At 40.5% G+C, this 24,205-nt stretch carries 31 protein-coding genes and 2 tRNA genes; 6 read left to right on the top strand and 27 right to left on the bottom strand.

The features are described from left to right. From F7B60_05040 to F7B60_04960, 17 genes are all read right to left on the bottom strand, one after another. Window positions 1–1,281 carry an NTP transferase domain-containing protein gene (locus F7B60_05040; GenBank protein ID MCE4614872.1) on the bottom strand — a complete coding sequence of 427 codons (1,281 nt, stop codon included), beginning with the start codon at window positions 1,279–1,281 and terminating at the stop codon, window positions 1–3. A gap of 274 nt (window positions 1,282–1,555) precedes the next feature. After that, on the bottom strand, window positions 1,556–2,047 hold the full coding sequence (locus tag F7B60_05035; protein ID MCE4614871.1) for a THUMP domain-containing protein: 492 nt from the start codon (window positions 2,045–2,047) through the stop codon (window positions 1,556–1,558). Window positions 2,048–2,099: 52 nt separating this feature from the next. Beyond that, the gene (locus tag F7B60_05030; GenBank protein ID MCE4614870.1) at window positions 2,100–2,750 is read right to left on the bottom strand and encodes a 30S ribosomal protein S3ae; all 651 of its coding nucleotides are present in this window, start codon (window positions 2,748–2,750) and stop codon (window positions 2,100–2,102) included. Between the two features lie 52 nt (window positions 2,751–2,802). Further along, a complete protein-coding gene (locus F7B60_05025; protein ID MCE4614869.1) occupies window positions 2,803–3,090 on the bottom strand; it encodes a hypothetical protein in 288 nt (95 codons plus the stop codon). Further along, complete coding sequence (locus F7B60_05020) at window positions 3,083–4,363, bottom strand: hypothetical protein (protein MCE4614868.1); 1,281 nt, start codon at window positions 4,361–4,363, stop codon at window positions 3,083–3,085. Before F7B60_05020 ends, F7B60_05025 begins: the two co-directional genes overlap by 8 nt. 129 nt (window positions 4,364–4,492) lie before the next feature. Beyond that, entirely contained in the window at window positions 4,493–4,957 is a 465-nt protein-coding gene (locus F7B60_05015; GenBank protein MCE4614867.1) for a 30S ribosomal protein S15, read from the bottom strand. Window positions 4,958–5,016: 59 nt separating this feature from the next. After that, window positions 5,017–5,598, bottom strand: coding sequence for an XTP/dITP diphosphatase (locus tag F7B60_05010; GenBank protein ID MCE4614866.1), 582 nt, complete (start codon window positions 5,596–5,598; stop codon window positions 5,017–5,019). After that, window positions 5,549–6,271: a Kae1-associated kinase Bud32 gene (locus F7B60_05005; protein ID MCE4614865.1), complete on the bottom strand. Its 723-nt coding sequence runs from the start codon at window positions 6,269–6,271 to the stop codon at window positions 5,549–5,551. The genes F7B60_05010 and F7B60_05005 overlap by 50 nt, the downstream gene beginning before the upstream one ends. Then, complete coding sequence (tsaD, locus tag F7B60_05000) at window positions 6,259–7,305, bottom strand: tRNA (adenosine(37)-N6)-threonylcarbamoyltransferase complex transferase subunit TsaD (GenBank protein MCE4614864.1); 1,047 nt, start codon at window positions 7,303–7,305, stop codon at window positions 6,259–6,261. The genes F7B60_05005 and tsaD overlap by 13 nt, the downstream gene beginning before the upstream one ends. Beyond that, window positions 7,259–7,441 (bottom strand): 30S ribosomal protein S27ae, encoded by a 183-nt coding sequence (locus F7B60_04995; GenBank protein ID MCE4614863.1) that lies wholly within the window; start codon window positions 7,439–7,441, stop codon window positions 7,259–7,261. The genes tsaD and F7B60_04995 overlap by 47 nt, the downstream gene beginning before the upstream one ends. 16 nt (window positions 7,442–7,457) lie before the next feature. After that, window positions 7,458–7,796, bottom strand: coding sequence for a 30S ribosomal protein S24e (locus F7B60_04990; protein MCE4614862.1), 339 nt, complete (start codon window positions 7,794–7,796; stop codon window positions 7,458–7,460). Window positions 7,797–7,865: 69 nt separating this feature from the next. Then, window positions 7,866–8,249, bottom strand: coding sequence for a GTP-dependent dephospho-CoA kinase family protein (locus F7B60_04985; protein MCE4614861.1), 384 nt, complete (start codon window positions 8,247–8,249; stop codon window positions 7,866–7,868). A 149-nt stretch (window positions 8,250–8,398) separates the two neighbouring features. After that, a complete protein-coding gene (locus F7B60_04980; protein MCE4614860.1) occupies window positions 8,399–8,635 on the bottom strand; it encodes a DNA-directed RNA polymerase, subunit E'' in 237 nt (78 codons plus the stop codon). Beyond that, window positions 8,635–9,201, bottom strand: coding sequence for a DNA-directed RNA polymerase (locus tag F7B60_04975; protein MCE4614859.1), 567 nt, complete (start codon window positions 9,199–9,201; stop codon window positions 8,635–8,637). The genes F7B60_04980 and F7B60_04975 overlap by 1 nt, the downstream gene beginning before the upstream one ends. A gap of 79 nt (window positions 9,202–9,280) precedes the next feature. After that, a complete protein-coding gene (locus F7B60_04970) occupies window positions 9,281–9,742 on the bottom strand; it encodes a PIN domain-containing protein (GenBank protein MCE4614858.1) in 462 nt (153 codons plus the stop codon). A 5-nt stretch (window positions 9,743–9,747) separates the two neighbouring features. Further along, on the bottom strand, window positions 9,748–10,992 hold the full coding sequence (locus F7B60_04965; GenBank protein MCE4614857.1) for a translation initiation factor IF-2 subunit gamma: 1,245 nt from the start codon (window positions 10,990–10,992) through the stop codon (window positions 9,748–9,750). Between the two features lie 71 nt (window positions 10,993–11,063). Next, window positions 11,064–11,762 (bottom strand): 30S ribosomal protein S6e, encoded by a 699-nt coding sequence (locus tag F7B60_04960; protein MCE4614856.1) that lies wholly within the window; start codon window positions 11,760–11,762, stop codon window positions 11,064–11,066. 116 nt (window positions 11,763–11,878) lie between these two features. Between F7B60_04960 and infB the strand changes: the two genes are divergently transcribed. Then, window positions 11,879–13,711 carry a translation initiation factor IF-2 gene (gene infB / locus F7B60_04955; protein MCE4614855.1) on the top strand — a complete coding sequence of 611 codons (1,833 nt, stop codon included), beginning with the start codon at window positions 11,879–11,881 and terminating at the stop codon, window positions 13,709–13,711. Here the strand turns inward: infB and ndk are convergent, their stop codons facing one another. The 3 genes from ndk to F7B60_04940 all read right to left on the bottom strand — a co-directional run bounded on the left by ndk (window position 13,712) and on the right by F7B60_04940 (window position 14,586). Further along, window positions 13,712–14,131, bottom strand: a complete 420-nt coding sequence (gene ndk / locus F7B60_04950; GenBank protein MCE4614854.1) for a nucleoside-diphosphate kinase — start codon at window positions 14,129–14,131, stop codon at window positions 13,712–13,714. Between the two features lie 6 nt (window positions 14,132–14,137). After that, entirely contained in the window at window positions 14,138–14,320 is a 183-nt protein-coding gene (locus tag F7B60_04945) for a 50S ribosomal protein L24 (protein MCE4614853.1), read from the bottom strand. Window positions 14,321–14,397: 77 nt separating this feature from the next. After that, window positions 14,398–14,586 (bottom strand): hypothetical protein, encoded by a 189-nt coding sequence (locus tag F7B60_04940; GenBank protein ID MCE4614852.1) that lies wholly within the window; start codon window positions 14,584–14,586, stop codon window positions 14,398–14,400. Window positions 14,587–15,039: 453 nt separating this feature from the next. Here F7B60_04940 and F7B60_04935 point away from each other — a divergent pair, with 453 nt between their 5' ends. Beyond that, window positions 15,040–15,282 carry a 30S ribosomal protein S28e gene (locus F7B60_04935; GenBank protein ID MCE4614851.1) on the top strand — a complete coding sequence of 81 codons (243 nt, stop codon included), beginning with the start codon at window positions 15,040–15,042 and terminating at the stop codon, window positions 15,280–15,282. A 5-nt stretch (window positions 15,283–15,287) separates the two neighbouring features. Here F7B60_04935 and F7B60_04930 read toward each other — a convergent pair whose 3' ends face one another. The 6 genes from F7B60_04930 to F7B60_04905 form a co-directional block, all read right to left on the bottom strand. Further along, window positions 15,288–15,761, bottom strand: coding sequence for a 6-carboxytetrahydropterin synthase (locus F7B60_04930; GenBank protein ID MCE4614850.1), 474 nt, complete (start codon window positions 15,759–15,761; stop codon window positions 15,288–15,290). Between the two features lie 5 nt (window positions 15,762–15,766). Continuing rightward, complete coding sequence (locus F7B60_04925; protein ID MCE4614849.1) at window positions 15,767–16,069, bottom strand: ferredoxin family protein; 303 nt, start codon at window positions 16,067–16,069, stop codon at window positions 15,767–15,769. Next, window positions 16,066–17,364 carry an FAD-dependent oxidoreductase gene (locus F7B60_04920; GenBank protein ID MCE4614848.1) on the bottom strand — a complete coding sequence of 433 codons (1,299 nt, stop codon included), beginning with the start codon at window positions 17,362–17,364 and terminating at the stop codon, window positions 16,066–16,068. Before F7B60_04920 ends, F7B60_04925 begins: the two co-directional genes overlap by 4 nt. A 49-nt stretch (window positions 17,365–17,413) precedes the next feature. Then, window positions 17,414–18,316 carry an electron transfer flavoprotein subunit alpha/FixB family protein gene (locus tag F7B60_04915; GenBank protein MCE4614847.1) on the bottom strand — a complete coding sequence of 301 codons (903 nt, stop codon included), beginning with the start codon at window positions 18,314–18,316 and terminating at the stop codon, window positions 17,414–17,416. Window position 18,317: 1 nt separating this feature from the next. Then, window positions 18,318–19,088, bottom strand: coding sequence for an electron transfer flavoprotein subunit beta/FixA family protein (locus F7B60_04910; GenBank protein MCE4614846.1), 771 nt, complete (start codon window positions 19,086–19,088; stop codon window positions 18,318–18,320). A 62-nt stretch (window positions 19,089–19,150) separates the two neighbouring features. Beyond that, the gene (locus tag F7B60_04905; protein ID MCE4614845.1) at window positions 19,151–20,404 is read right to left on the bottom strand and encodes an acyl-CoA/acyl-ACP dehydrogenase; all 1,254 of its coding nucleotides are present in this window, start codon (window positions 20,402–20,404) and stop codon (window positions 19,151–19,153) included. A 181-nt stretch (window positions 20,405–20,585) separates the two neighbouring features. On the opposite strand from F7B60_04905, the gene gcvPA reads away from it, so the two are divergent. The 4 genes from gcvPA to F7B60_04885 all read left to right on the top strand — a co-directional run bounded on the left by gcvPA (window position 20,586) and on the right by F7B60_04885 (window position 23,750). Beyond that, window positions 20,586–21,938 carry an aminomethyl-transferring glycine dehydrogenase subunit GcvPA gene (gcvPA, locus tag F7B60_04900; protein ID MCE4614844.1) on the top strand — a complete coding sequence of 451 codons (1,353 nt, stop codon included), beginning with the start codon at window positions 20,586–20,588 and terminating at the stop codon, window positions 21,936–21,938. 1 nt (window position 21,939) lies between these two features. Beyond that, window positions 21,940–23,481, top strand: coding sequence for an aminomethyl-transferring glycine dehydrogenase subunit GcvPB (gcvPB, locus tag F7B60_04895; protein ID MCE4614843.1), 1,542 nt, complete (start codon window positions 21,940–21,942; stop codon window positions 23,479–23,481). 46 nt (window positions 23,482–23,527) lie between these two features. Next, window positions 23,528–23,615 (top strand) — tRNA-Leu (locus tag F7B60_04890). Between the two features lie 13 nt (window positions 23,616–23,628). Then, a tRNA-Val gene (locus F7B60_04885) sits at window positions 23,629–23,750 on the top strand. Between the two features lie 20 nt (window positions 23,751–23,770). Here F7B60_04885 and F7B60_04880 read toward each other — a convergent pair. Next, on the bottom strand, window positions 23,771–24,124 hold the full coding sequence (locus F7B60_04880) for a hypothetical protein (protein MCE4614842.1): 354 nt from the start codon (window positions 24,122–24,124) through the stop codon (window positions 23,771–23,773). Window positions 24,125–24,205: the final 81 nt, after the last annotated feature.

Genomic DNA, 24,205 nt, shown 5'->3' with positions numbered 1-24,205 from the left:
TTACCATCCACTATTACATTTCATAACGGTTTTATCAGGTATATCGCGCGAGACTATGCATCCTGGATATATCCGACTGTATGCACCTATTTTTACTCCTGGATATATAAGAACTCCTATTCCCGTTTTCACGTAACCTCCTATAACAGCACCCATTTTCCTCCTTCCAGTTGAAATTCTTCTATCTTTTACAGTCATTTTGACAGGCTTGTCGTCAAATCTTAGATTAGCAGTTTGAGTAGATGCACCTAGATTAGAGTATTCACCTATTATGGAGTCTCCAATATAGCTTTGATGAGGAACCTTGGCGTTTTCCAGAAGCATAGAGTTTTTTATTTCAGTATGGGCTCCCGCAACAGCCTTCCTATAAAGGAAGGTGAAATCCCTGATAAACGCATATGGTTTTAGACGAGCGTATGCCTCCACTATAGCCGGCCCATAAACTGTTGAATTCCTTTCTATAACTGATTTTTTATGTGAAATGAATACTTCACCATTGTCTGATTCTCTCAGTTTGTGATTCGCCGAGTTCCAGCAATTGTGCTCCACGCACTCAGTAACTGCTCTCGAGTTCGCTTCAAGTAAATCCCAAGGTCTCCCTATATCCATCCATAACCCTTTGTCAAGTGTAAACGGCTTTAACCCTCTTTCCAGCCCTATACCTTCTATCGCGTCTGTTAACTCGTATTCTCCTCTAGGAGATAATTTTAATCTGTCGAGTATGTATGTGTCTTTCATGCTCATCTTCAGTAAACCCGAGAAAACCATGTTACTAGGCTCCTCTCCTCTAGGCGGTTTTTCTATTACTTTTTTAACCAAACCATCCTCTATCAATAGAACCCCATAATTCCAAGGGTCATCAACCACAGACGTTAGAATCTCTCCTTCCTCCTCTAGGAAATCTATATACATGTCGTGAGGTAAGTATACATCACCATAGGCAATTATTATCTCCTCGGTTTTACTGTCCTTTATTACCTCTTGCAATCCTACCTTTACTGCATGACCTGTTCCAAGTTCTTGCGGTTGATCTACAAATTTTATAAGAATACTTGAGGGATTAAGCGAGTATTCCTTACATAATTCTACAGTTTCAACAAGCTTTTCTTTCATGTAACTTACTACAATTACTATAGAATCAGCAATCGAGGATAAGGCTCTGATATGCTTGCATATAATCGGTTCTCCTCCTATAGGTATTGACGGCTTTGGCCTTGTTGATGTAAGAGGACGTAGGCGTTCGCCTTTACCTGCTGCTAGTATAATCGCTTTCTTACTCAACGTCTTCTACCCAATCGTATATCATTGTCATTATAGCTATTAAACCAGATACCACTACATACTCTGTTGAGAAGATTATTCTAGGCACAACTCTATGACTTTGTTAGCTATACGATAAACGCCTACGGATATTCCTTCTCTAGAGCCTGCTAGGATGTTTACTCTTACCATTTGAAAACATTTTACCCAGATACTCTTTTTCATGGGTAACATAATTTCCTCCCGGTTCGAGTACGATTGGTGTATTTTCTTGGCATAATTATATAACATCTTCTTATCCCGGTATTTCTACAGGAGAAGAGATCCCGGGTATATTGTCATGTAGGCTTTCTTCTATAATCTCTACCCTTATTACAACATTTGATTTAGTTAGATTTACACGGGCATCTGTCTTTCCCTTTATTGTTATTCCCACTGCATTATTTATACTAGTAAAACTGTATGCTCCTCTTCTAACAGTTTTAACCGCGAAACAGTGGTTCATATGTATTTTGCCTTCAACCGTTTTAACTATGATTTCAGCTATTCTTCCAGGATCCGCTAGAGCAACAGTCTGGATAATGAACGCTCTTTCTATCTTAAGGACTTTCATGGAGAGTACTTCTACTTCCAAGCTCTCTTTCTTGCAGCCATAAACTAATACTAGTCCTTGATAACCTCTTGGTGATGGTTTAGCTTCCAGATACGGCCGGGTTTCTTTGACTAGTGAAGCAATTGTTTTCTCCATACTTAATGGCGTTTTTATAATGATGCAAAGAGCTATCAAAAGAGCATTACTCATTCTCAATTAAAGGTTTAGAATACGGCTCGAGAGAAGCCTAGCGCCTCTGCTGGAAAGGAGGTACTATAATAGCCTTCCTTATCCCTTCCTCTGCCTTGATATATAATAGCTTGGACTTATACACTTCAACCTTCCTTATAGAGTAAACTTTCCTTGCCTCCGACTCTATTTCCCTTACTAGGCTATTCTCATTTTCAGAGAATATCATTGATTGTATTAACTCATCCAGAGTAGATTCACCGGCTCTTTTCCTCACGATCTGTTCCATAATCTTTCTTATAGCATTCCTCTGGCTAGTTTTACATCTGAATGACGTAAATGTTATCACAGTTATTCTTAGACCATATCCTTCTTTAGTCCATACATCAAATATTCCCTGTATCTTACTACTCTTTCTCCTAGTTAAACTCTTAATATAATCTCTGAGAAGCTCGTGACCCTTGAATCTGGTATATGCTGTGTCACCTTCTACTTTCTCTACCTGGAAGTAAAGCTTTATGTGAACATGGGTAAACTCTCCTGTTAAATCGTATAATGTAGCCTCTAGTACTCTACCAATCAGTTTATCAGGATCATCTGCAGGTGTAGTTCCAAGCATAGCATTACCAAACAGGGGAGGTGCAATTATTTTATACCATTTCTTAGTTTTCCATTTGTCTCTCACAGCTGTTCTCCTTGGCCTAGGCATACCTGTACACCGTCCTCAACTCCTATAATAGGGTCTGGATACTTCTTAGTTTTTAAGTATTATCTGTATTTACAGACTGTGGTACAACGGTATGATAGACACAGTCAGCTATCTTCAGGTGTTCTATTAGATCGATGACAGTGTTCTTTAAAGATAGTAGATCACGCCCCTCCGTGGCATTCATACAAATGTTATACTCAACAATATTATCTCTAGGAACTAGATCTAGAGTCACTCCGCTGGGAAGGCCTAGATCATTATCAGGGGAAACTGACTTTGAAACTATGTTAACTTCATCGGAGGAACCCTTTACTATTATCCGCACACATATTTTAGGCAAAGTCGAAGAACACCCTGGCATTTACTAGTTTCGCAGTCATCTGAGCCTCTAGCTTTTTGATAATATCTTGATCTTGACCATATTCTATTTCAGATAGTGTAGTAGACAGTCGTTCATTATCACCCTTAACAGCTACTATAGATTCTTCCTCTATGAACCCGTTAAGCCTTAAGTTGAATCCTATAATGTGGATATATTCCACTGGTACTCCTTGTACTAGATATAAGTTTAGCCAGGGATGCCGCCTTATTCTTTCGAACCGGACAAAAGATCTTCTTATATTGTCCTGTATCTTTAACTCATCTATTAGTCTCTCGTATTGTTTTAAATAAACAGCTACAAATGACGAGGGATCATATACCAACCTTGTTACAGGATTGAATGTTCCTTCCCTAGCTATAGCATAATATAATATTCTTTTGAGGGAAACAAAATCCAACCCTATCTTCCTGGATATTATAACCTCCCCTATAAGATCTCTCGGATCTATCTTCTTTTTAGAATGTTCATTTATTTTTGAAACTATTAGCTTTAGTATTTCAGCCATATCTTTATCTTCCACGTTGCCAGCTTTCTCTGTTAATAGTGATTCTATTCCCCTGGACTTGAATTCCTCAACTATTGATTGCCTATCTCCGGTTAAACCAGGTATCAGAGGTTCTATTGTATAGTAAAGAGAGTCCAGAATGCTATAGGAATCTATTCCCTGTATAAGGAGATCCTCCCTGAGACTTGTGTCCTCAAACTCTCTTCTGGAAACCCAATCGTTGATATATGCCCTGTCTATATCGGTAGTTATCGGCCTGAGTGTTTTGGAAGATAAATAGACTGAGAATAGAGAAAGCTGAGAGGATTCTTTGGACAAAACACCAGCTCCTTCCAGGAAAGTTGCTACAGCTACACCTAAACTGGAATTGTATTCTAGGCAAAACGTGTTTGGTGAAGGTGGCTCGGTTAATTTCTTTGTTATACATACCCTCATCGAACTAGACTTATTATCGGATATCTTGGGAGAAGAGTAACCTATAATGATGTGGGGTTCCTTAACATATTTCGGTGGATCGACTGATATAGTCATAGTAGCATGAATACCTAGTCTTTGTAGGTTAAAGAAAAGAAGGCTTGAAGAAAATATAGCGTCAATGGATGGATACGAATATATCCTAATTACTCCGCTCTCAACTCCATTATTAAGCAGGTCTCTAGCAATACTATCTAATACATCACGTTTTGACTCTAAATCATTACGTTCGTGAATCCTCAGGGCAAGCATGAAAAGACCCCCGATCGGTCTAACCAACATTTAGTAATGGCATTGCTGGATTATAGGTTTTAGAATCACATTAAACGAGAGAAAAGAAAATGTTCGATATAGATATCTATATGAGTACATAAAATTATTCTACATACCCGCATAGGATGCTACCAAATATTTGGCTTCCTCAGGATTGTACTTCCAATCCACTGGCAGTTTACCTGTTCTCTTATAATATTTAGACAGCCTGTGAATCTTACCTTCTATCCCAATTAAACCCGTTTTACTATGATAGTCCTTAGGGTGTTCTCCTAGATGTCTTCTCAGATTAACTGCTCTTCTTATCAGGTGGAACAGGTCTTCAGGTAGAGGAGGAGTCAAATTCTTTTCTTCAAGTATTTTAGACAGTTTTTTCCCTAGATAGGGTTTAACGAGTGGAATACCAAACTGGTCTCTAAGAATAATACCTATCATAGACGGTCCATAGCCTTTCTTTGCAAGGTTCTCAATTATTATTTCAATTTCCTCAGGCCTATATGGAACCCAGCTGGGTGGCATGAGTGTTGCCGGTCTGGTTGAGTGTGATTTACCTTTATCCCGTTTCTTGTTCAAACTCTAATGCACCTCCTCACTATCAGCACTGTAATACATGTCTCCTTGTTTTTAAGGTTTTATAGTTTCTGCTTAGATATCCACATAGCCAGCTTTGTAAACGCTTTTGACCTATGACTTATTTTATTCTTCACATCCTCACCTAATTCTGCAACTGTTTTATTGAATCCCTCGGGAATAAATATTGGATCGAAACCAAACCCTTTTTCTCCTCTAGGTTCAGTAGATATTTTACCATTAACTAATCCATTAAACGTCATAATATATTGGTTATATACGCATGTAACAGACGCTTTAAAATATGCTCGTCTATTTGATTTGTTTCTCATTAAATAAAGGATCCCCTTGTTTCCTATCGTTTTATAAACATAGTTAGAGAAAGGTCCTGGAAAACCGTTTAAGGCCTCTATGAATAACCCGGAATCCTCTACCACTAGAGGCTTTTTAAGAATATTATAGGCATATATTGCTGCTGTTTTAGATATGGTCTCAATGTCTTCATTCTGAATTTCGATTTTAGCTATACTAGTAAAGTATAGCTCAATGTTCCAGCCTGATAAAACTTGCTTGACTTCAATATATTTGTGTTTGTTAGACGTTATGAATGCCAGTTTTATGTTTCCGTCTTCTTTTCTCAACATACCTTCCTCTCAGCTCCATCTCATGTAAGCGTTGGATTATAATATTAAAGTAGGGGCTCCCTGTCTTATAGCCTCGAATAGCACTTTCCCTGAAAGAAGCTAAATATCTAGGGAACCTTGCTTCCATAGACTTAAAGAGTATATGCAGATCCATAGCACGATCTTCGGGATCATTAGAGAAGTCGCTTAAACCGAAATCTATAATGCAAGGCTCATTAGGCTGGTTTTCTCTGACTATTATATTAGATATGGAAAAATCGCCGTGTACTATGTTCATAGAATGAAGTTTTCCTAGAATCACTCCTATGTTGAAATATAAATTATGGAGTCTTTCGTTCAACTCCTTTCTAGGATATATTTCCTCTATTAACTCATCTAGCCTTGACCCCTTGATCTTTTCCATAACAAGAATCCCCTTGGATATAATAGTAAAATAAACACGTGGAACACACAAACCGTTTAACTTAGTATTTACTAGAATTCTCGCCTCTCTTTTAGTTCTCTTCAAAATCAATTCTTCTGTTAGCAGATGATGAATATATTTCTTAGGAAACCTATATTTCACTATAAATTCTATCCCTCCAAAACTAGTCAAATAGATGGATGCCTCTGCTCCCATGGAAAGCTCTTTACCTGTGATGAATAGTTCTGTTAGCTCTTCTAAGGCATCCAAAGTATATCTACCTCATCTATTCTCCATCTCTGTCTCGCCACAGCATTTATGATAGGAACATCCGAGCCGTACAGGTAGCTTAGAAGCCCGGTCCAAGCTATCATTACCCCATTATCCCCAGCATATTTCTTACTGACTCTACAATAATTGACACTCCTCTCTCTAGCCATTTCAATATACTTCCCATGCAAATAATCATTTGCCGCAACTCCTCCCACCATTAGTATTTCCTTTTTATTAGTACTGCTTAATGCACGTTCAGAAGCCTCTATGAGCTGAGCGAATGCTATTTCCCTAACCGTATAACATATACTGTTCAGTTCCTTCGAATTTTTCTCAGCGTATCTTAATGCTGCAGTCAAAAGCCCTGAATAAGAAATATCCTGCCCCTTAACTGTATACGGGAACCCTCTAATGTAGGATCCCGCTTTGGCGCAAATGTCAATGGCGTGCTTGCCATTGACTATGTAAGGTGGAGCTATTCCGATCTCTCTAGAAAAAGCATCTAACAGATTACCCAAAGCAATATCGAGTGTTTCACCGATAACACGATATCGTTTCTCTTTATAGACGATTAACTGAGTATTGCCTCCTGAAATGTATACCACTAAAGGATCCTTTTTACCACATAACAATCTACCTATCTCTATATGCGCTACAGCATGGTTAACGGGAATAATAGGTTTTCTAAGAGAAAGGGCTAGTGCCCTAGCTAATGTAGCACCCACCCTTAACTGGGGCCCAATGCCTGGGCCTAAAGCTACAGCAATCCCACTTATATCACTCGCTTTTATACCAGCCTCTTTAACAGCCTTCTCTAATGCATCACCTATGTTACCAACCATGTATTCCGTTACAAATCTAGGATGAAGACCTCCAATTTGGGGATTATATTCGAATCTGACGTCTGCTAGAACTTTGAATGGAGGATGGGAAACTATTCCAATGCCTAGAGTGTGGGCAGTAGATTCTATTCCTATTACAATGCTATTTTCTCTTTTTTGAGGGAGATTGTATAAATTCTGTATAACCACACTTTCCACAGTGCCACCTCTCCACGGGTTTCTTGTAATAACCCATTATGCTACCACATCTAGGACATTTTTTGTTCTTGAGCCTTATAGTACCACTATTATAGTCGTATTCATAAAGTTTATGAACCCATGCCATTACTATTCACCCGAACTTACTCTTCGAAGCCTTCTACTCCACCATTTCTGTCTATTATATATTTCGACTCGAACTTCAAAGCTCTATCAACAGTATCGTAGATATTAGCTATAGTCTTTGACTCAGCTTTACCGTATTCGGATTGTATAGATTTCACATAAACCCTTTTCATATCGACCCCATAAGCGTTAGCTATTGCCATTCTTACAGAGAATCTCATCGGTGTGCTTTGATTGGGATGATTTATGACGAGGTAAAGTTTCCTCTTGCCTACCAGTGGGTTATAAAACTCTTTGAGAACAGTGGCTACCACTCCTTCTCCTATCCGTATTTGTTTTCCTTCATTACCACTCAATTTTCTAACACCCTGCGCCTCAACACATCATCGGTATTATCTACGCTTTTCTTAATAGACTTATATTTCTTACATGCATTCAACAGGTTCTAGATATAATAATCTATTAGACGCCAAGTATCTTATAGCATTATCGGTCAAGAACACGGCTATACCTATCCCAGGAACACCGTATATAACAGCAGATCCTTCAGGTGCGCAAGATAGTGTAGGTAAAGCAAGCATATCTTCTTCGCCATCAACAATTATTATATAACATTTAGAGAGTTCAGTTTTTTCTAGTAATCTGCATATCAGATTAATGGCCTCCAATGATATCTTCCCTGGAGGACTGGTTACTCTGTAAATATTACATTCCTCTATGAGAGCACTAACTAGTTTTGGTGATATATCATTACGTCTGGTCTTCATGTCGACTATAGATAAGTGAGGTTTTAAGCCGATGGATACCATAGAAGCTGTAACGACATCACCTACAGAAATTATTGTTTTATCTTTTAAGTTTGCCTTTATCCATTCATCTATATTCTCGGAGATTATCTTGCCTCTAGGAATCGCAAAATCTATTCTTAGATTTCTCGGAATTCTTAGGCACCTGTTGCTTATTTTAATACCACCTTCCCTCCTACTTTGATTGCGTATAAGCCTAGCTTGCCACCTCGGTTAATCATTTTGGCAACTAGTGATTTTTCTGGGTCAATTACAATGATCATGCCCTCCCAGTCCTCAGTGAAGCTAGTGGAACTGCAGTAAGGACAGCTTTTAGCATCTAATGGAACTAAACCTCCGCATTTCTTACAAGCTTTGAAAATCGGTTTGCGAGTACGTCTATAACTCATTAAGTGCTCACCTTCTCTTTTTCAGCATCAATCCATTCTTCCTTACCTAAGAATGGTTGTCTCATAGTTAAACCGACTTTCACCCAGCCGCTTTTAGTTGATATTTGGACTACTCTTGCTCTAACGATATCACCTAGCTCTATTACTCTATTGGATTTTACGCCGATGAAAGCACCTCTGGAAGGATCATATTTTACCGGCTCATCCATTATCTGAGTCTTATGAACTAAGCCTTCGACAGGGCCTATGTTAATGAATAAACCGAAGTTTTTTACATCAATAACTTTTCCTCTAACAACTTCGTTCAGGATGGGCTTATAGCTTAATACGTCAAACTCTACTTCCACATATATTCGGGGGTCTCCGGGGACAATTATACCTTGAGATAAAACTTCAATATTGCCTATAGAGAGAATTATACCTAGATCTTCATCGTTTCTTCCTTCAAGTCCCTCGACGAAATCTTTTCTGAGAAGTTCCAGTGCTACTTCTTTGACACTACGGCCTTCATACATCATATTAGGGGGTATCTTTAATACCTTCCTGACTCTTGATAGGTAATACATTTCTAGTCCATCCCCATTGTTCTAAACCTGCTTCTCTAAGGTATTTAAAACAAATATCCCATTAAACTATAATGTTAGTTCAACCAAGTTCAAACCTGTTCTCTGTTCTCCTTAGATAGACCACGGGTACACCTAGAGTTTTAATTCTCCGACGTAACTCCTTATCTACTGTAGCTACAACTAGTCTGAATCTCGTATTCTTTAACATAGATACTGTGAGGTAAATATCGTCATCGGCATGGCTAGAGAGAGAAGAGCCTAGAACATAGACAGGTATTTGAGTTTTCCTTAGTATTACAAGTGCTAAGGAGGCTTTAGACGATATTGAAAAACGTTTGTTACCAGAATGCTTTTCCAGTTCGCTCAAAACAGTTCGGGGAATTATTAGGACAGGGTTTCCTTCAATAATATCCAGTAGTTTTTCTAGGGAGGGCCTCCCCGATCCTATTGCCATCAGAAAACTTGTATCCAATATAACTAGCAATTCATTACCTGTTACCAAAAGAGTTTCAAATTCATCTAACCTTATTTCTCTAATCATTATTTCTACTCCTTTATTATACCCCAGCCCACTAGTCTCCATCTACCATGAACTTGTTTACTTATAGCAACCCTAGCTCCTGGCCAACCTACTACTGGACGTTTCAATACCACCTCAAGCTCGTCTTTTCCGACTTTTGCTATTATACCTAGAGTTATAGCGGTTCCCACTGTTAGCATTAGAGGTTCTCTAACATTGAGTTTGTCAATACGCACTAGTTCCTTCAATCCCACTACTCTCTCGAGTAGATGATATTCTATTCTGAGCGAGTTATACACTGGGGGAAGCGTTCCTGGCTTGCCAATAGCGTTTCCTACCAGGTTATCTGCTTTCGTCACTGACGGGTCAAGTCTTGTTCCTATTGCTACAAGACCTCCGGGTTTTGCTTCCTTTACAGTAATATTCCCAAATTTTAGGCTCTCAATAGTAGTTGTCAAGGGTTCATATACAGTCCTTCCACCCGGTTTGACGAGTCTCACACCCGGTTTAATCTCTATTTCATCTCCTGTTCTAAATACTCCTTGCATAATACTCCCACCTATGACTCCTCCCACAAGTTTATTCGGTGTTGTTCCTGGCTTGTTGACGTCAAAGCTCCTCGCTATGAACATTAATGGATCTTTACCAAGATCCTTAGGTTTTGTTGGGAGATATTTCTGCATGGCCATCAATAGGGCATCAATGTTTATCTTGTGAAGGGCGCTGACTGGAATTATAGGAGCATTTTCTGCCCATGTTCCTTTCAAGAATTCTTTTATCTCCAAATAGTTATCTTTTGCCCGCTCCGGACTAACTGCGTCAACTTTGTTTTGAACTACAATAAGGTTGCGGACACCTATTATATCCAAAGCCATAAAATGCTCGTAAGTCTGTGGTTGCGGACATCTTTCGTTGACTGCTATAACAAGTATTGCACCGTCCATGAGTGCAGCTCCGGATAACATTGTAGCCATTAGTATCTCGTGACCAGGGGCGTCTACATATGAAACTCTCCTCAAAAGTTTAGGTTCACCTTTACTGCAAGGGCATACGGGTTCAGGAGAGTATCCTTCGGGTTCGCCGCATTTACTGCAAACCCAGATGTCCCCATCGGCATAGCCCAGTTTTATAGTCATCCCTCTTTTCAATTCCTCACTATGTTTTGAAGTCCATACGCCTGTAAGTGCCTGCACTAACGTTGTTTTCCCGTGATCCACATGCCCGACTACTCCTATATTTACTTCTGGTTGCGTCTTGGCTTTCTCTACCACAACCCACACCTATTTACAGATTATAGGAAGACATTGAGATATTAAGCGTTATAAGAGGAGGGAATTTGTTTTCAGTAAACTATTACAGCGTTTAGCTGGGCTAGTGCTGTTTTCCGGCGTTCACCTCTAGGATCAGGTACAGTGCTTCCTCTTACAAGTTTTCTTCTTCTTTCACCCTCCTCTTTAGGATGAAATCCCGGCGGCGATGATAGAAGTATCCTCTTCCTAGCAGCTCCTGGGATATCTGGTCGCATCGGTATACCAGTCGCATCTGTTCCTCCAGTTATTTTCAGCCTTTTTCCAGGTAGACCTACTAGGCCTCCATCGAACTCGTCTTTTATTCTTAGCCCGGAAAGCGTGATAGAAACATTTTCTGGAACTGCAATCTGCCAAGCTTTAGCCCGGAAAGCATCAGCTTCGACTTCCATCTCACCTGTTGCTTCTCCTATTAGCTCAATGTTTATGTGAACCTCGTTCTCCAAGAGTTCTTCTTTTTGGATAACCTTGAATGGTACATTGATTTTCTTATCATCTTTAATGAACCTAAGGTTCATTATGCCTACTTCATCTAAGTTGAGCTCTCTATAAATTTTCTTGCTGACGAACGCTACTGGAAGCTGAGTCCTTTCTTGGTCTTTTTTCTTAGTCATTTCGGGCTTCAATTCCAGTGCAGGATCATCGGATCCCTTAACCTTTACCTTTATCACACGATCCCCTGCCTTGGGATCAGATATTACCACTCTCAGAGGCGGTCTTTCCATGTAACTCATTACTCTACACCACCGGTCCCCACTAGTATACGGGCCGCGGGGGCCAGCATGAATTATCTCCTTGATGCAGTCAATATAAATCCTTTCCATAAAACACTTCATGCAGGGTGATTAAGATGGAGGGTAATATAGAGAAAAGGCTCAGACAGCCGATAGTAACTGTTCTAGGGCATGTGGATCACGGGAAAACAACGCTCTTAGATAAAATCAGGGGTACTGCTGTTGCAGTAAAAGAAGCTGGTGGAATAACGCAGCATGTCGGAGCTAGTATTGTACCAGCTGATGTTATCGAACAGATCGCTGAGCCTCTGAAGGACATTATTCCAATAAAACTAAGGATACCTGGCCTTCTTTTCATTGATACCCCTGGCCACGAGTTATTCAGCAACTTGAGGAAAAGAGGCGGTAGCGTTGCAGATTTTGCTATTCTAGTAGTTGATGTAATGGAGGGATTCAAAAACCAGACATATGAAGCTATAGATATACTTAGACAAAGGCGTGTTCCTTTTATAATAGCTGCAAACAAAGTTGATAGGGTGCCTGGATGGAAGTCCTATCCGAACTCACCATTCATCCAGTCATATAAAATGCAGACAGAAGATGTTAAATCTCTATTCGAAACCAGGATATATGAACTGATCGGTCAAATGTACGACTTAGGTTTACCTGCAGACCTCTTCTTAAAAATCAAAGACTTCACTAAAACGTTTGCTATAGTCCCTGTTTCCGCCCGAACTGGAGAAGGAATTCCTGAGTTACTAACTGTCCTAGCAGGACTGGTACAACAGTACTTAGCAAAGAAACTAGTATATGTTGAAGGACCTGCTAAGGGTGTAGTTTTAGAGATCAAAGAAGAACCCGGTCTAGGTACCACGTTAGATGTTATAATATACGATGGAATCCTTAGGAAGGGAGACATAATAGTTATAGGAGGACTAAATGGGCCGGTTATAACTAGAGTCAAAGCATTACTTATGCCAAGACCGCTTCAAGAGATACGGAGCCATGAGGGTAAATTCATCTATGTAGACGAAGCTACCGCTGCTGCCGGAGTTAAGATAGCTGCTCCCGAACTAGACAATGTTCTAGCTGGCGCACCACTCTATGTAGCAAACGACTATGACGATGCGGGGAAATTGAGTGAAATCGTGATGAAAGACGTTGGATCTGTTCTAATAAAAACAGATAAAGAAGGAGTAATCGTCAAAGCAGATACTCTAGGGACGCTGGAGGCACTTACTTTTGCCTTAAAGAAGCAGGGAATAAATGTCAGGGCAGCTGATATAGGGAACGTTACAAGAAACGACGTTATAGATGCATCCATAACAAAGAAACATGACCGTTATCTAGGTGTTATTTTAGCCTTTAATGTAAAGGCCACATCCGAAGCCGAAGAGGAAGCTAAACTTCGAGGTATCCCTATTTTTGTTGATACTGTTATCTATAGATTACTGGAATCATATGAAGATTGGGTTAAACGAGAGAAGGAAATAGAAAAACTGGAAAAACTCAACAGATTGGTTTTGCCAGGGAAAATTAGAGTCTTACCAGGACATGTTTTCAGGAGAAGCGGCCCTATAATAGTGGGAATAGAGGTTATAGGAGGCAGAATAAGGTCTGGATACAAACTGATTAGACAAGACAGTAGAGTCATCGGAGAAATTTCAGGTATACGGGATAGAGAATCTTCCCTAGACGAAGCTACCATAGGAATGGCTGTAGCTATCTCAATTAAGGGTAAATCTATGGTTGGTAGACACTTGCTTGAAGGAGATGTACTGTATACGGATGTTCCACTAGATCATATAAGGGAAATGATAGAGAAACATATGGAAGATCTATCTAAAGATGAGTTGATGATTCTAAATGATATACTTGAAATCAAGAAGAGTGAAAGACCCGTATATAGGCTCTTACAGAAAAAACTTACTCGGTTAATAGAAAAGTGACTATTCTATCTCCCCGGGAGAGAAGAACACTCTATATTCTCTTTTGAAACTTTCATACGAGTCTGATGCATGAACAACATTCTCCTGTATAGATAATGCGAAATCGCCTCTTATAGTTCCCGGAACAGCCTTCCTTCCATCAGTAGAGCCTACGAGTATTCGTACAACATCAATAGCAGAATCACCTTCCAATATCATTGCCACCACAGGACCGCCTGTCACAAATTCTACTAAGTCATTAAAAAATGGCTTGTCTCTGTGCACGCTATACAATTCTTCCGCCTTCTCCCTAGTTAGTTTGACCATTTTCAATGCTTTTATAGTAAAACCCTTACGCTCAAACCTAGAAATAATCTCCCCAACCAATCCTCTTTCGACAGCATCAGGTTTAATCATAACAAAGGTTTTCTGGAGAGCCATGGAATATCACCTTATACCATAGCTCTTAGTCCACTTTAGTTTCCTCGGGTTTCTCCTCAATACGAGATAGTTCTTCATACACTTGCTTGAACAGAACCATAAGATATTCCCTCGGCGGGTGACATATTTTATTCCGGTCCCAGGCTCGATTGGTTTACCGCAGAACGCACATACCTGCTCCTTGGGCAATTCCTATCACCTTAACAACTACTATAATGGGAAGCAGAAACTTTAGATTATAACTTTTTGTGTTAAATTATGTCTTTCTATACACCTAAGGGTAATGAGATATGCTGAAGCTGTAGGCTTGTCAAGTCCGTATTTCCTCGTTGTATTATGTTTCTTGGAGTGCTTTGTTCTCCTCTAGGGTCTACATATCTTACATTAATAGCATATAACGATGCTGCCTTCCAGTTGTAGTTTCTGTGAAGCCTTCTACCATTCTTAATCCACAAGAGCTTGAGTCCACCTAGACTATCTGGGTTCTCAAGAAATCATGTGTTTGCGGTAGAAGCCTATGGATACTGTATACTATCTATATCTCCCCGTGAACCCATTTCTGCCTTTCCTAGCATCATAATCCTTAATAACCGCTCTAGCTGCATGCCTCTGCTTTTCTCCAAGAATCTTGTCAAGTAATAGTTTGTATTTCATGGAAATGGTTAGTTAATAATAACTCTATCCTTCCTTCCACTATAGCCTATGGCTGTTATGTGAAACTCGAAGTTCTCCCTTGAGTGTTATGCTTCAATTTCGAATACTCCTTGATGAATTCAACCGCGCCTGATAATCTTCAATAATAATTGATACTTGAAAGCACAATTGGAGTGAACGGTTCAATAGACATAGTTTAAATAAGTTTTTATCCCCAGGTATTATTCATTGATTGTATAGCAGTGGATGGACAGGTGTTAGAATTGAGTAAGAAAGAAGATAGCATAATAGAGGAGCTTGGATACCCGGCTGAAGTAATTCAACTCATCGGGAGGACAGGTGTCTCAGGAGAGGTTACACAGGTACATGTTAGAGTACTAGAAGGGAGGGATAAGGGTAGGATAATAACCAGAAACGTTCTCGGCCCAGTGAGGATAGGAGACATCTTAATGCTAAGAGAAACGGAAAGAGAAGCGAGGAAACTGGGTAGACGGTAAAACCTTCAAATACCTATCTTATAACAAGCATACTCCTCTAATCCCTGGGATACACATGTTTCAACTGCTTTTACATTATAGTTACTACCAAGCTTCTCCCATAGAAGCCTGCCGATATGTCTAGATAACGCCTCCATAGAAGCCTGCGGATAGGGGAGAACTGCATATTGTAAGCTAAGTCTTTCAAGCATAGATTGCAGTTCAGTCTGACTGCTTCCAATTATGACTTTATGATCGAATTCTTGTATAATTTCCTCTAGTATTTCTCTAACCAGAGATACATCAACTATGATATATGTATCAGGGTCAGGTTCCCCCCATATTCTTAGTTTTACATTAAATGTATGCCCATGAAGTCCATAGCTTCCCTTTTCCTTAGTATGAGTTAAATGTGCGGATTCAAAGGAAAAACCCATTAGCTCAAGATAAGTTTCTTCAGCAAGGCTAGATGTATCGGGTCCCAAAAAACTACCTGCCATTGATTTCAACCAAATTTATACCAGACACCGTATCCTCCGGGTGGATAGCTCCATGATACAGCTTCATGCGGACATATAATTCTACAAGTACCGCATTCCAGGCATCCTTCATATATAAACAGTAGCTTCCCGTTCTCATCGAGGCTATATAGCCCGGCGGGACAAGAGTTTAGGCATGGCTTGTCTTCGCATCTCTCACATTTTTCCGTATCAACGATAATGTGAGGTTTCTCATATATCTCAAACTTCGTTAGAGTGAGTCTTTTCTCCACAGTTAAGGGTTTCTCCGGTAGTTCTTTGACGCTCATATTGCCCGCCTCACCTCTAATAACATTTTTAACAGAGTGAACCAGCTGAGACCATGGGATTTTAGAGAGTCCATTAGAACAGGGTAGATTCTCTTAACTTGTTCATTCGTAGTATATGCTGTGTTGAAAACTTCACACATAATCTCTGGCAGATCCTTATAGAGAAGATCATTTTCTAGGAACTTAGGTAGATTCTTATATTCCCTCAAGTTTTTTCCAATCACGCTTTCATCAACCAATTTCTTATAATAGGATAATGCTTCCTCGTCTCTCCTACCTTCATTATGAGCGTTGATTATCGTTTCAGCTGCCAATCTTCCTGACTCTATAGCCATGTCTACACCTCTAATAGTGAAACCAGTATTCAGTATGTAACCTGCTGCATCTCCGACCACGAGATACCCCGGTCCATATGGTTTCTCTAAAATATCCATTAAACCTCCTTCTCTTGTTAGATGAGCAGAGTATTCCATTAGAACACCCCCTTTAACATAGTCATATATTGCCGGATGCAGTCTTAGTTGCTCAGCTACGTCCTTCATCGTTAATTCTCTCTTGTTAACCTCTGAGAGTCTAACAACGGCGCCTATAGTCACATATTCACTCATGGTATATAAGAAGCCCCCGCCTGCAACCCCTTTGAGAGGATCGCCTACAAAGAATTGTGCTATACCTTCCCAGTCTTCTGTTCCGAACCGCTTGTTTATTTCCTCTCTCCCTAATCTAATCACTTCTTTGACACCTAAAGCCGTGGTCTCAAGCGCTGGTTTCTCCCTAATACCAAGTTTCTCACTGAGAAGAGTGTTAACACCTTCAGCGATCACTATATAGTCAGCGTCAATCCTCTCTCCATCAGCGATAACTCCAGTAGCTAGGCCGTTTTCATCAAATACAATATCATCCACCTTACTACCACTTAGAACCATAGCACCCTCTTCTTCAGTTTTCTCTGCCATCCAGCCTACAAACTTACTTAGAAAAGCAGTGAAACTATCATATTCCTCATCTACTAACGGTTTCTTCCTCGTGAAATCTATAGTTACAGTATCTTCTCTACATGACAAACTGAGCTTTTCTCTTCTAACCCAGCGCTCTATAGGTGCTTCTTTTCTCCACCCCGGAAAATATTTGTCAAGTACATAGGAGTATATTCGGCCGCCAAACACGTTTTTTGCTCCAGGTTCCTGGCCTCTCTCTACTACGACAGGCTCAAATCCAGCTTTAGCTAGGAAACAAGCTGTACTAAGCCCAGCAGGGCCTCCTCCTATCACCACAACATCGAATTTCTCGGACAATGTTAGCCTACCCTTGTAGTGGAGTTGGAATTATTGAGTTGTAGAGAAATTATTTCTTTTCCTTCAGTTTCCCGATGAGAATCGGTACAACAGTATATAAGTCACCGACAACACCGTAGTCTGACTCTTCAAATATAGGTGCTGATTCATCATTGTTTATAGACACTATGATCCTGGCCCCTCTAACTCCCATAGTATGGTGAGGCTGACCGGAAACGCCTATCGCTACATAGAGCTTAGGGTTTATAACCAATCCGGAGATGCCTATCCAAGTGTCTGCCCAACCGTAGTCAGCGGCGAGGGGGCGGGTTACGCTCCAAGCGCCTCCGAGAATATCAGCAAGCTTTTTTATCATTTCCAAGTCTTCTTTCTTTTTAACACCTCTACCTGCACCTACAACTATATCTGCTTTAGAAGGATCAACGCCTTCTAGTTTCCTCGGGCTAAACTCTACAGACAGTAAATATTCTCCGGTACTTACTTCTATCACTTCTCCTTTCGAATCACTAGGCTCTGACTCCTTGTAGGAACCGCTTACTATGCACGCTATTATAGGTTTATTCACCTTCAGTGTTGCAGATGCATTTCCACCAAAGGTTAGCTTAATGGCTTCGAATCTGTCTGCTGATGATTTAAGTGAAACCGTGTCCGTTACAATATCATACCCAGTACTTCCTGCAAGTAATCCTGCTATCATTCTTCCCTTATTGGTACATGGAAACAATACTGCGTTAGGAGACTCTTTTGACAGCACTTCTTGTATAGCTTTGGATACAACCATGGGGTCAAAGTGTTGTAAGGTGCTATAGTAAAGCCTCTCGTAGTAACCTGTTAATTCTCCTACAACCTCTTTGCTAGGAGTGTAAAGAACGGCTGTACCTATTCCCCTAGCAGCAGTTGAAAGTTGCTTACCCCAAGAGGATTCCTCCACATAAACTAGAACGTTAGGCACCCTAGATAACCCCCTCTTGCTCCAGAGTCTTAATGAGTTGATCTATAGCTTCTTCCACGTTGTCCGTAGCTTCTATTTTCACACGCTTACGAGGCACCTCGTACTTCTTAATCTCAACCAGATCTATCATCGCAAGTTTCACTCCTATGTCCTCGGGTGAAACCTCATCTATAGGCTTCTTCTTAGATCTTAATATATCACGTATTGTAGGAATCCTAGGCTCATTAGCCTCGCTCGTAACAGTTACTACTACCGGTGTTTTACTTGTGAACTTATACTGTCCGTCTTCTAAAGTTGAAACTATAGTAACATTGTTGCCTTCCACACTTACCCTGTCTGCATTAGCTAGAAGAGGAGTGTTAAGCAGTGATGCAACAATAGGGCCTACAATCGAGGAGTGAGTGTCGCCTGCTCCTGATCCAAGTAATATCAAGTCATAGGGACCTGTTTTCTCGGCGAATGCTGCTATAATGTTGGCAACTGATAGCGCTGAGAGGGTATCCGGGTCATCCACCTTGAACAAAGCAGCCTTTGTAGCCCCCATGGCGTATGCGTCTTTAAGCATTCTTTGGTGTTCCTTAGATGATCCTATAGTTAGAGCAACTACTTCTCCAGCCTTACCGGATTCCTTTAGCCTTGCAGCTTCCTCCATAGCACACTTATCAGCCTCTCCCATTACTTTAGGACAAGCATCAAGGAGTGGTGTCCCATCTTTCTCGAATTTCAATTGGTTAATATCATATGTTAGTTTGATAGCTACTAGTACTTTCACACCTAAACCCCCATATGTTTAAGAACCATTGAGAAAATAAAAAGAGGAGAGAATTAATGAGTTTAGTCTTCTTCTTTGACCCAAACGTTTCTGACTGCGTCACTACCTAGCGTATCTCTAGCTATGATATACTTCATTATATTCTGGGCTCCTTCTGCTCCTATAGTATATGAGAACGTTCCAAGCCATCCTCTATAAGCTGTACAATCTTTAGTAAAACCGTATGCACCAAACCACTTGAGCACTTCAGTATAGACTTCTGTTGCCGTTGTAGGACCCATCATCTTTGCCATAGCTACAGGCAGGTTAACGTCCTGCGGTTTGAACTTAGGGCTCTTTGTTAGGTAAGTGTTGTCTGCCATCCAAGCTGCTTTGTATGTGAAGTACTTTGCTGCCTCTAATTTTGTATAAAGCTCTGCATAACGGAAGCTTACTCCTTCAAAACTAGCTATAGGCCTGCCTTGGAATAGTTTTCTAGTAGTGAGCCATTCCTTAGCTTTGTCAAGAGCCCATCTAGCGCTTCCAATCGTCGCTGCAGAGACTAATATTCTGGCAATGTTAAAGCCTTGTAGAACTAGGTAGAATCCTTTATTGACATCGCCTATCCTGTATTTATCATCCACTTCAAAGTTCTCAAGAGTGAATCCTCCTGTGGAAAGCCCGTGCCTACCTATTTCCTCATAAACCGTAGGCTTCCATTCTTCTCTTATTTTACCATTCCATTTGGGTAAGACTGCGAAATCAGTTATTCTCGTATGACTCCATCCTGGTTTCTCTGTTTTAGCTACTAGGAAGAATCCTCCCCCTTCTGGGAGTTCTTGTAGCTCCCTTACACCGCTTATGAATGCTTTCTCACCGTTTATAACCCATTTGCCACCTACTTTCCTAGCAACCACCTTATTCCCGGCTACATCACTACCTCCCTGAGGTTCTGTTGACGCTATTCCAAAGAACGCGTCCCCGGAAGCTACCTTGGGGAGTATCTCCATTTTAGCCTCTTCCTGACCAAACAGTGCTAGTGCAAGGGGCCAGCCGTTTTGGAGAAGCGTGTATACAGCTATAGCAACCGCAGGATCATGGTAGGCTATTTCTTCCACAGCTAGAGCAGCCATAACCATTGTACCGCCCATTCCACCATATTCCTCTGGAACTGGTATAGCGTATAATCCTTGGTCAGCTATCTTCCTTATGAGATCCATTGGGATTTTCCCTTGTTCATCTATTTCGATCCATTTAGGCTCTATATAGCGCTTGGCAAATTCTCTTACGCTGTCACGGAATCTAATCTCGTCCTCTGAGAACTCGAAATCTACCAAAACGATTCACCTATGCAAATTAGTTGGATCCGACTAGACAGTTAGTTAGGTAGGTAATATAAATGTTAAAGAGTGATATAAACCGGGTTTTACTCCAAGGAGTATAATGTATTTACATGAAGGTATACTTCTATAATATTCCGCCGAACGCTTATCTATTATTGGAGGGGGTGTACTTGTCTTGAAGCCTCATCCGTGGATGCCTAACTCTTCTCCTCATACTATTAGTGAAATGCTTATAAAAATAGGAGTAAACAGTGTGATGGATTTATTCAGAGATCTTCCAGGAGAGATAATTTTACCAGAGGATGAACTTGATTCTATAGGCAATCCTATAGATGAATACCGGGTTAGTCTTCTTGTTAGAGAAAAAATGTCATTCAATCGAGTATACCCGCTGAACAAGATATTTCGGCCTCCCTGCCCTCATATAACCCCTGCTCTTGTTCGGCATGTAATGGAAAGAGCAGAATTTTATACATCATATACTCCCTACCAACCGGAAATATCTCAGGGTTTATTGCAAGCCTTCTTTGAGTATCAAAGTATGATAGCGGATCTATTCGAATTAGATGTTGTAAATGCTTCCCATTATGATGGAGCTACTGCCTTAGCAGAAGCTATACTGATGAGTTTTCGTGTAAAAAGAAAATATAGCGTTATCCTAGACTCATATATTAACCCGTTTTACAAGCGAGTAATCGAAACATACTTGTCAGGTATAAATGGTAGAATAATCTATGTAGAAGGGCTTGAATCAGAGGAGCTTAAGAGATCATTAGAAACCGGTGATATTGCATCGATAGTCATAGATAACCCTACATTTACTGGTAAAATACGTGAGAACGCAAATGAACTAGCGGAAATCGCGCATGAACAGGGAGCTCTGGTAATAAGTTTAACTGACCCTTTATCTTTAGGTGTTATAAAACCTCCAGGAGAATACGGTGCGGATATAGCTGTAGGAGAGGGGAGAAGTCTAGGGTTAGGATTGAATTACGGGGGGTATGGGCTAGGTATAATAGCTGTTAAATGGGATTCCAAGCTTGTTAGACAGATGCCTGGAAGAATAATAGGGTTGGGAGAGGATTTAGAGGGTAATCGTGCTTACTTAATGATCCTCCAAACCAGAGAACAGCATATCCGGCGGGAGAGAGCTACAAGCAACATTACTACTAATCAAGCACTGATTACTATAGGTGCTGCCGTCTTCATGGCTCTACTGGGGAAGAACGGATTCACTAAAATAGGAGAGATTATACTTAAGAAAACTAAGTACATGTCTGATCTTTTCGCAGGCATAGACCCTGGTATGATACCTAATAGCGGATATTATTTTGAGAGAATCCCGATACTGTTCAATATGAATTACCGTTTGATAGAAGATAATATTAGAAGTAAAGGAATTCTTCCAGGATTATACCTGGGTCAATATTGGAGTGAATACCGGCGTCACGCACTATTTTGTGCTAGTGAAATCCACAGTAGAGAGGATTTGAAAATGTTAACAGAGAGTATTAAGGAGGTGACCTGAGATGAACAACCTAGACGATAAACCTTGGAGGCAAGCACTTTGGAATGAGAGAATAGTCTATGAATATTCGTCACCTGGGAAGACAGGGATATTAATAGAGGATGACCTGGAAGATCTCCCCGTGGAACTGCCTGAAAATGCTAAGAGGCATAATGTGCTAAAGCTTCCTGAGATTAGTGAAGTGGAGGTAGCCAGGCATTATACCAGATTGAGCCAAATGTCCTATGGCGTTGACTTAGGCCCTGTTCCACTAGGTAGCTGTACCATGAAATACAATCCAAAAATCAGTGAAGACTTGGCTAATAGAGATGAAACAACCTGGCTACATCCGTTGCAGCCAGATGAAGATGTTCAAGGTATTCTCGAAATACTTTATGAACTGCAGTCAATGCTTGCTCTATTAACAGGAATGGATGAATGTTCTCTTGTAGTTCCAGCAGGAGCTTCAGGAGAACTTGCTGGAGCTTTAATGATTAAGAAATACCTTATTGATACTGAGCAATTCAACCGTGATGAGATGATTGTTCCGGATTCGGCTCATGGCACAAATCCTGCTAGTGCTAGGATGGCTGGGTTTAAAGTAATAACGATTCCCTCTAATACTGAGGGAACCGTTGACTTGAAGGCGCTTAAGTCTATAACAGGAGCTCATACTGCTGGAATAATGCTTACTAACCCGAATACTCTTGGAGTCTTTGAGAAGGATATCCTTGAAATATCAAGGTTAATACATGGCGTAGGAGGCAAATTATATTACGATGGAGCTAACCTTAATGGTATACTGGGAATTGCAAGACCAGGTGATATGGGGTTCGATACTGTACATATTAACCTCCATAAAACCTTCTCAACTCCTCATGGTGGGGGAGGGCCAGGAGGAGGAGCTGTTTGTGCTAAAGGAGAAATGGTAAAATATCTGCCGAAACCGATAGTTAAAAAACGAGGCAAACGATACTACTTAGATCAATTTTGTGAGAAATGTATAGGTTATATGCATTCATTCTACGGCAATATACCAGTGGATATCAAAGCATATGCATATATCAAATCTCTCGGAGGCAAAGGACTCCGACAAGTCGCACTTATAAGTACTCTGAATACCAACTATTTTAAGAAACTAATCGAGGGAATAGACGGATATACCATACCCTATGATCCTATAAGACCCAGGAAGCACGAGATAGTCATAAGCGCCTATCCTCTCAAAGAAAAATATGGGATAACTGCTGACGACGTCGCAAAATATTTACTGGATAATGGATTCTACGCACCAACCATATACTTCCCCTTAATTGTTAGAGAAGCACTTATGATAGAGTTCACGGAAAGCGAGACAAAGGAAAACATAGAAAGATATGTAGATATACTTAAAGAGATTAAAGAAGTAGCTGAAAAAGATCCTGAAAGAATCGGGGTGCCCCCCAAAAATACAGTTGTTAGAAAAATAAAAGCTGCAGAAGCAAACAAGCCGCGGAACATTATACCTACATATAGAGTTTTAGCCGGTAAAAGAGAAGGTGTGGTAAAATACGAGAAGCTATAGGCAATCAATAAAAACCTAAGGAATAATAATGGGAATTCAAGGATAAGCGGGGGTGCCCGAGCCTGGTCAAAGGGGTCGGGCTGAGGACCCGATGGCGTAGGCCTGCGTGGGTTCGAACCCCACCCCCCGCACCAAACCTTTGGATGAGGGCCCGTCGTCTAGCCTGGTTAGGACGCCGCCCTTACATGGGGTCTAGGGTGACAATAGAAGACTGCCCTGGAACCTAAGACAGGCGGAGGTCCGGGGTTCAAGTCCCCGCGGGCCCACCACCTAAAAGTTAGAGGTCTTCTCATGTTCCGTCGCTTCTGGCTTTCATTTCATCTTCTTTTGTTTCGATTAGAAACACACCCGTAATCTTGTTTCGAGATCTATCAAACTCTATAAACATGTATGGATATTTGGAATGTGCTACCCAATAGATTTCTACAATGTTATTGATTTCTTCCACTTGTACCCTTATCCCTTTATGAGAGGAAATAAACTGCTTTACTTCTTCGATATTCATCGTCATTTTTATAGCTTCACTATATTTTCTTAAGATCCGGGAGGATTCCCTATAGTTCAACAATACATATACTATAATCATGAGTAACAACAATAGTGCAGCAAGCGAAGTTATTTCAGGGAAATTCAATGCTCCCATTAACTCTAACTCCCTCCCATCTATTAATATTCAAAACCTTATAGATAGATAATATAACAATGCTTTCAATGAATAATTCTC

The organism is Candidatus Tiamatella incendiivivens, from assembly GCA_015522635.1.
Lineage (GTDB): Archaea > Thermoproteota > Thermoprotei_A > Sulfolobales > Acidilobaceae > Tiamatella > Tiamatella incendiivivens.
The sequence above is the reverse complement of the archived record's forward strand: the minus strand, read 5'-3'. Positions and strand labels throughout refer to the sequence as shown.

Bases quoted from the DNA above. Each gene is read 5' to 3' on its own strand.
- F7B60_05030 (MCE4614870.1), bottom strand. From the start codon at position 2,750: ATGCCTAGGCCAAGGAGAACAGCTGTGAGAGACAAATGGAAAACTAAG.
- F7B60_05020 (MCE4614868.1), bottom strand. From the start codon at position 4,363: ATGCTTGCCCTGAGGATTCACGAACGTAATGATTTAGAGTCAAAACGT.
- F7B60_05010 (MCE4614866.1), bottom strand. From the start codon at position 5,598: ATGTTGAGAAAAGAAGACGGAAACATAAAACTGGCATTCATAACGTCT.
- F7B60_04995 (MCE4614863.1), bottom strand. From the start codon at position 7,441: ATGGCATGGGTTCATAAACTTTATGAATACGACTATAATAGTGGTACT.
- F7B60_04985 (MCE4614861.1), bottom strand. From the start codon at position 8,249: ATGGTATCCATCGGCTTAAAACCTCACTTATCTATAGTCGACATGAAG.
- F7B60_04980 (MCE4614860.1), bottom strand. From the start codon at position 8,635: ATGAGTTATAGACGTACTCGCAAACCGATTTTCAAAGCTTGTAAGAAA.
- F7B60_04975 (MCE4614859.1), bottom strand. From the start codon at position 9,201: ATGTATTACCTATCAAGAGTCAGGAAGGTATTAAAGATACCCCCTAAT.
- F7B60_04970 (MCE4614858.1), bottom strand. From the start codon at position 9,742: ATGATTAGAGAAATAAGGTTAGATGAATTTGAAACTCTTTTGGTAACA.
- F7B60_04960 (MCE4614856.1), bottom strand. From the start codon at position 11,762: ATGAGTTACATGGAAAGACCGCCTCTGAGAGTGGTAATATCTGATCCC.
- infB (MCE4614855.1), top strand. From the start codon at position 11,879: ATGGAGGGTAATATAGAGAAAAGGCTCAGACAGCCGATAGTAACTGTT.
- ndk (MCE4614854.1), bottom strand. From the start codon at position 14,131: ATGGCTCTCCAGAAAACCTTTGTTATGATTAAACCTGATGCTGTCGAA.
- F7B60_04930 (MCE4614850.1), bottom strand. From the start codon at position 15,761: ATGGCAGGTAGTTTTTTGGGACCCGATACATCTAGCCTTGCTGAAGAA.
- F7B60_04925 (MCE4614849.1), bottom strand. From the start codon at position 16,069: ATGAGCGTCAAAGAACTACCGGAGAAACCCTTAACTGTGGAGAAAAGA.
- gcvPB (MCE4614843.1), top strand. From the start codon at position 21,940: ATGAACAACCTAGACGATAAACCTTGGAGGCAAGCACTTTGGAATGAG.
- F7B60_04880 (MCE4614842.1), bottom strand. From the start codon at position 24,124: ATGGGAGCATTGAATTTCCCTGAAATAACTTCGCTTGCTGCACTATTG.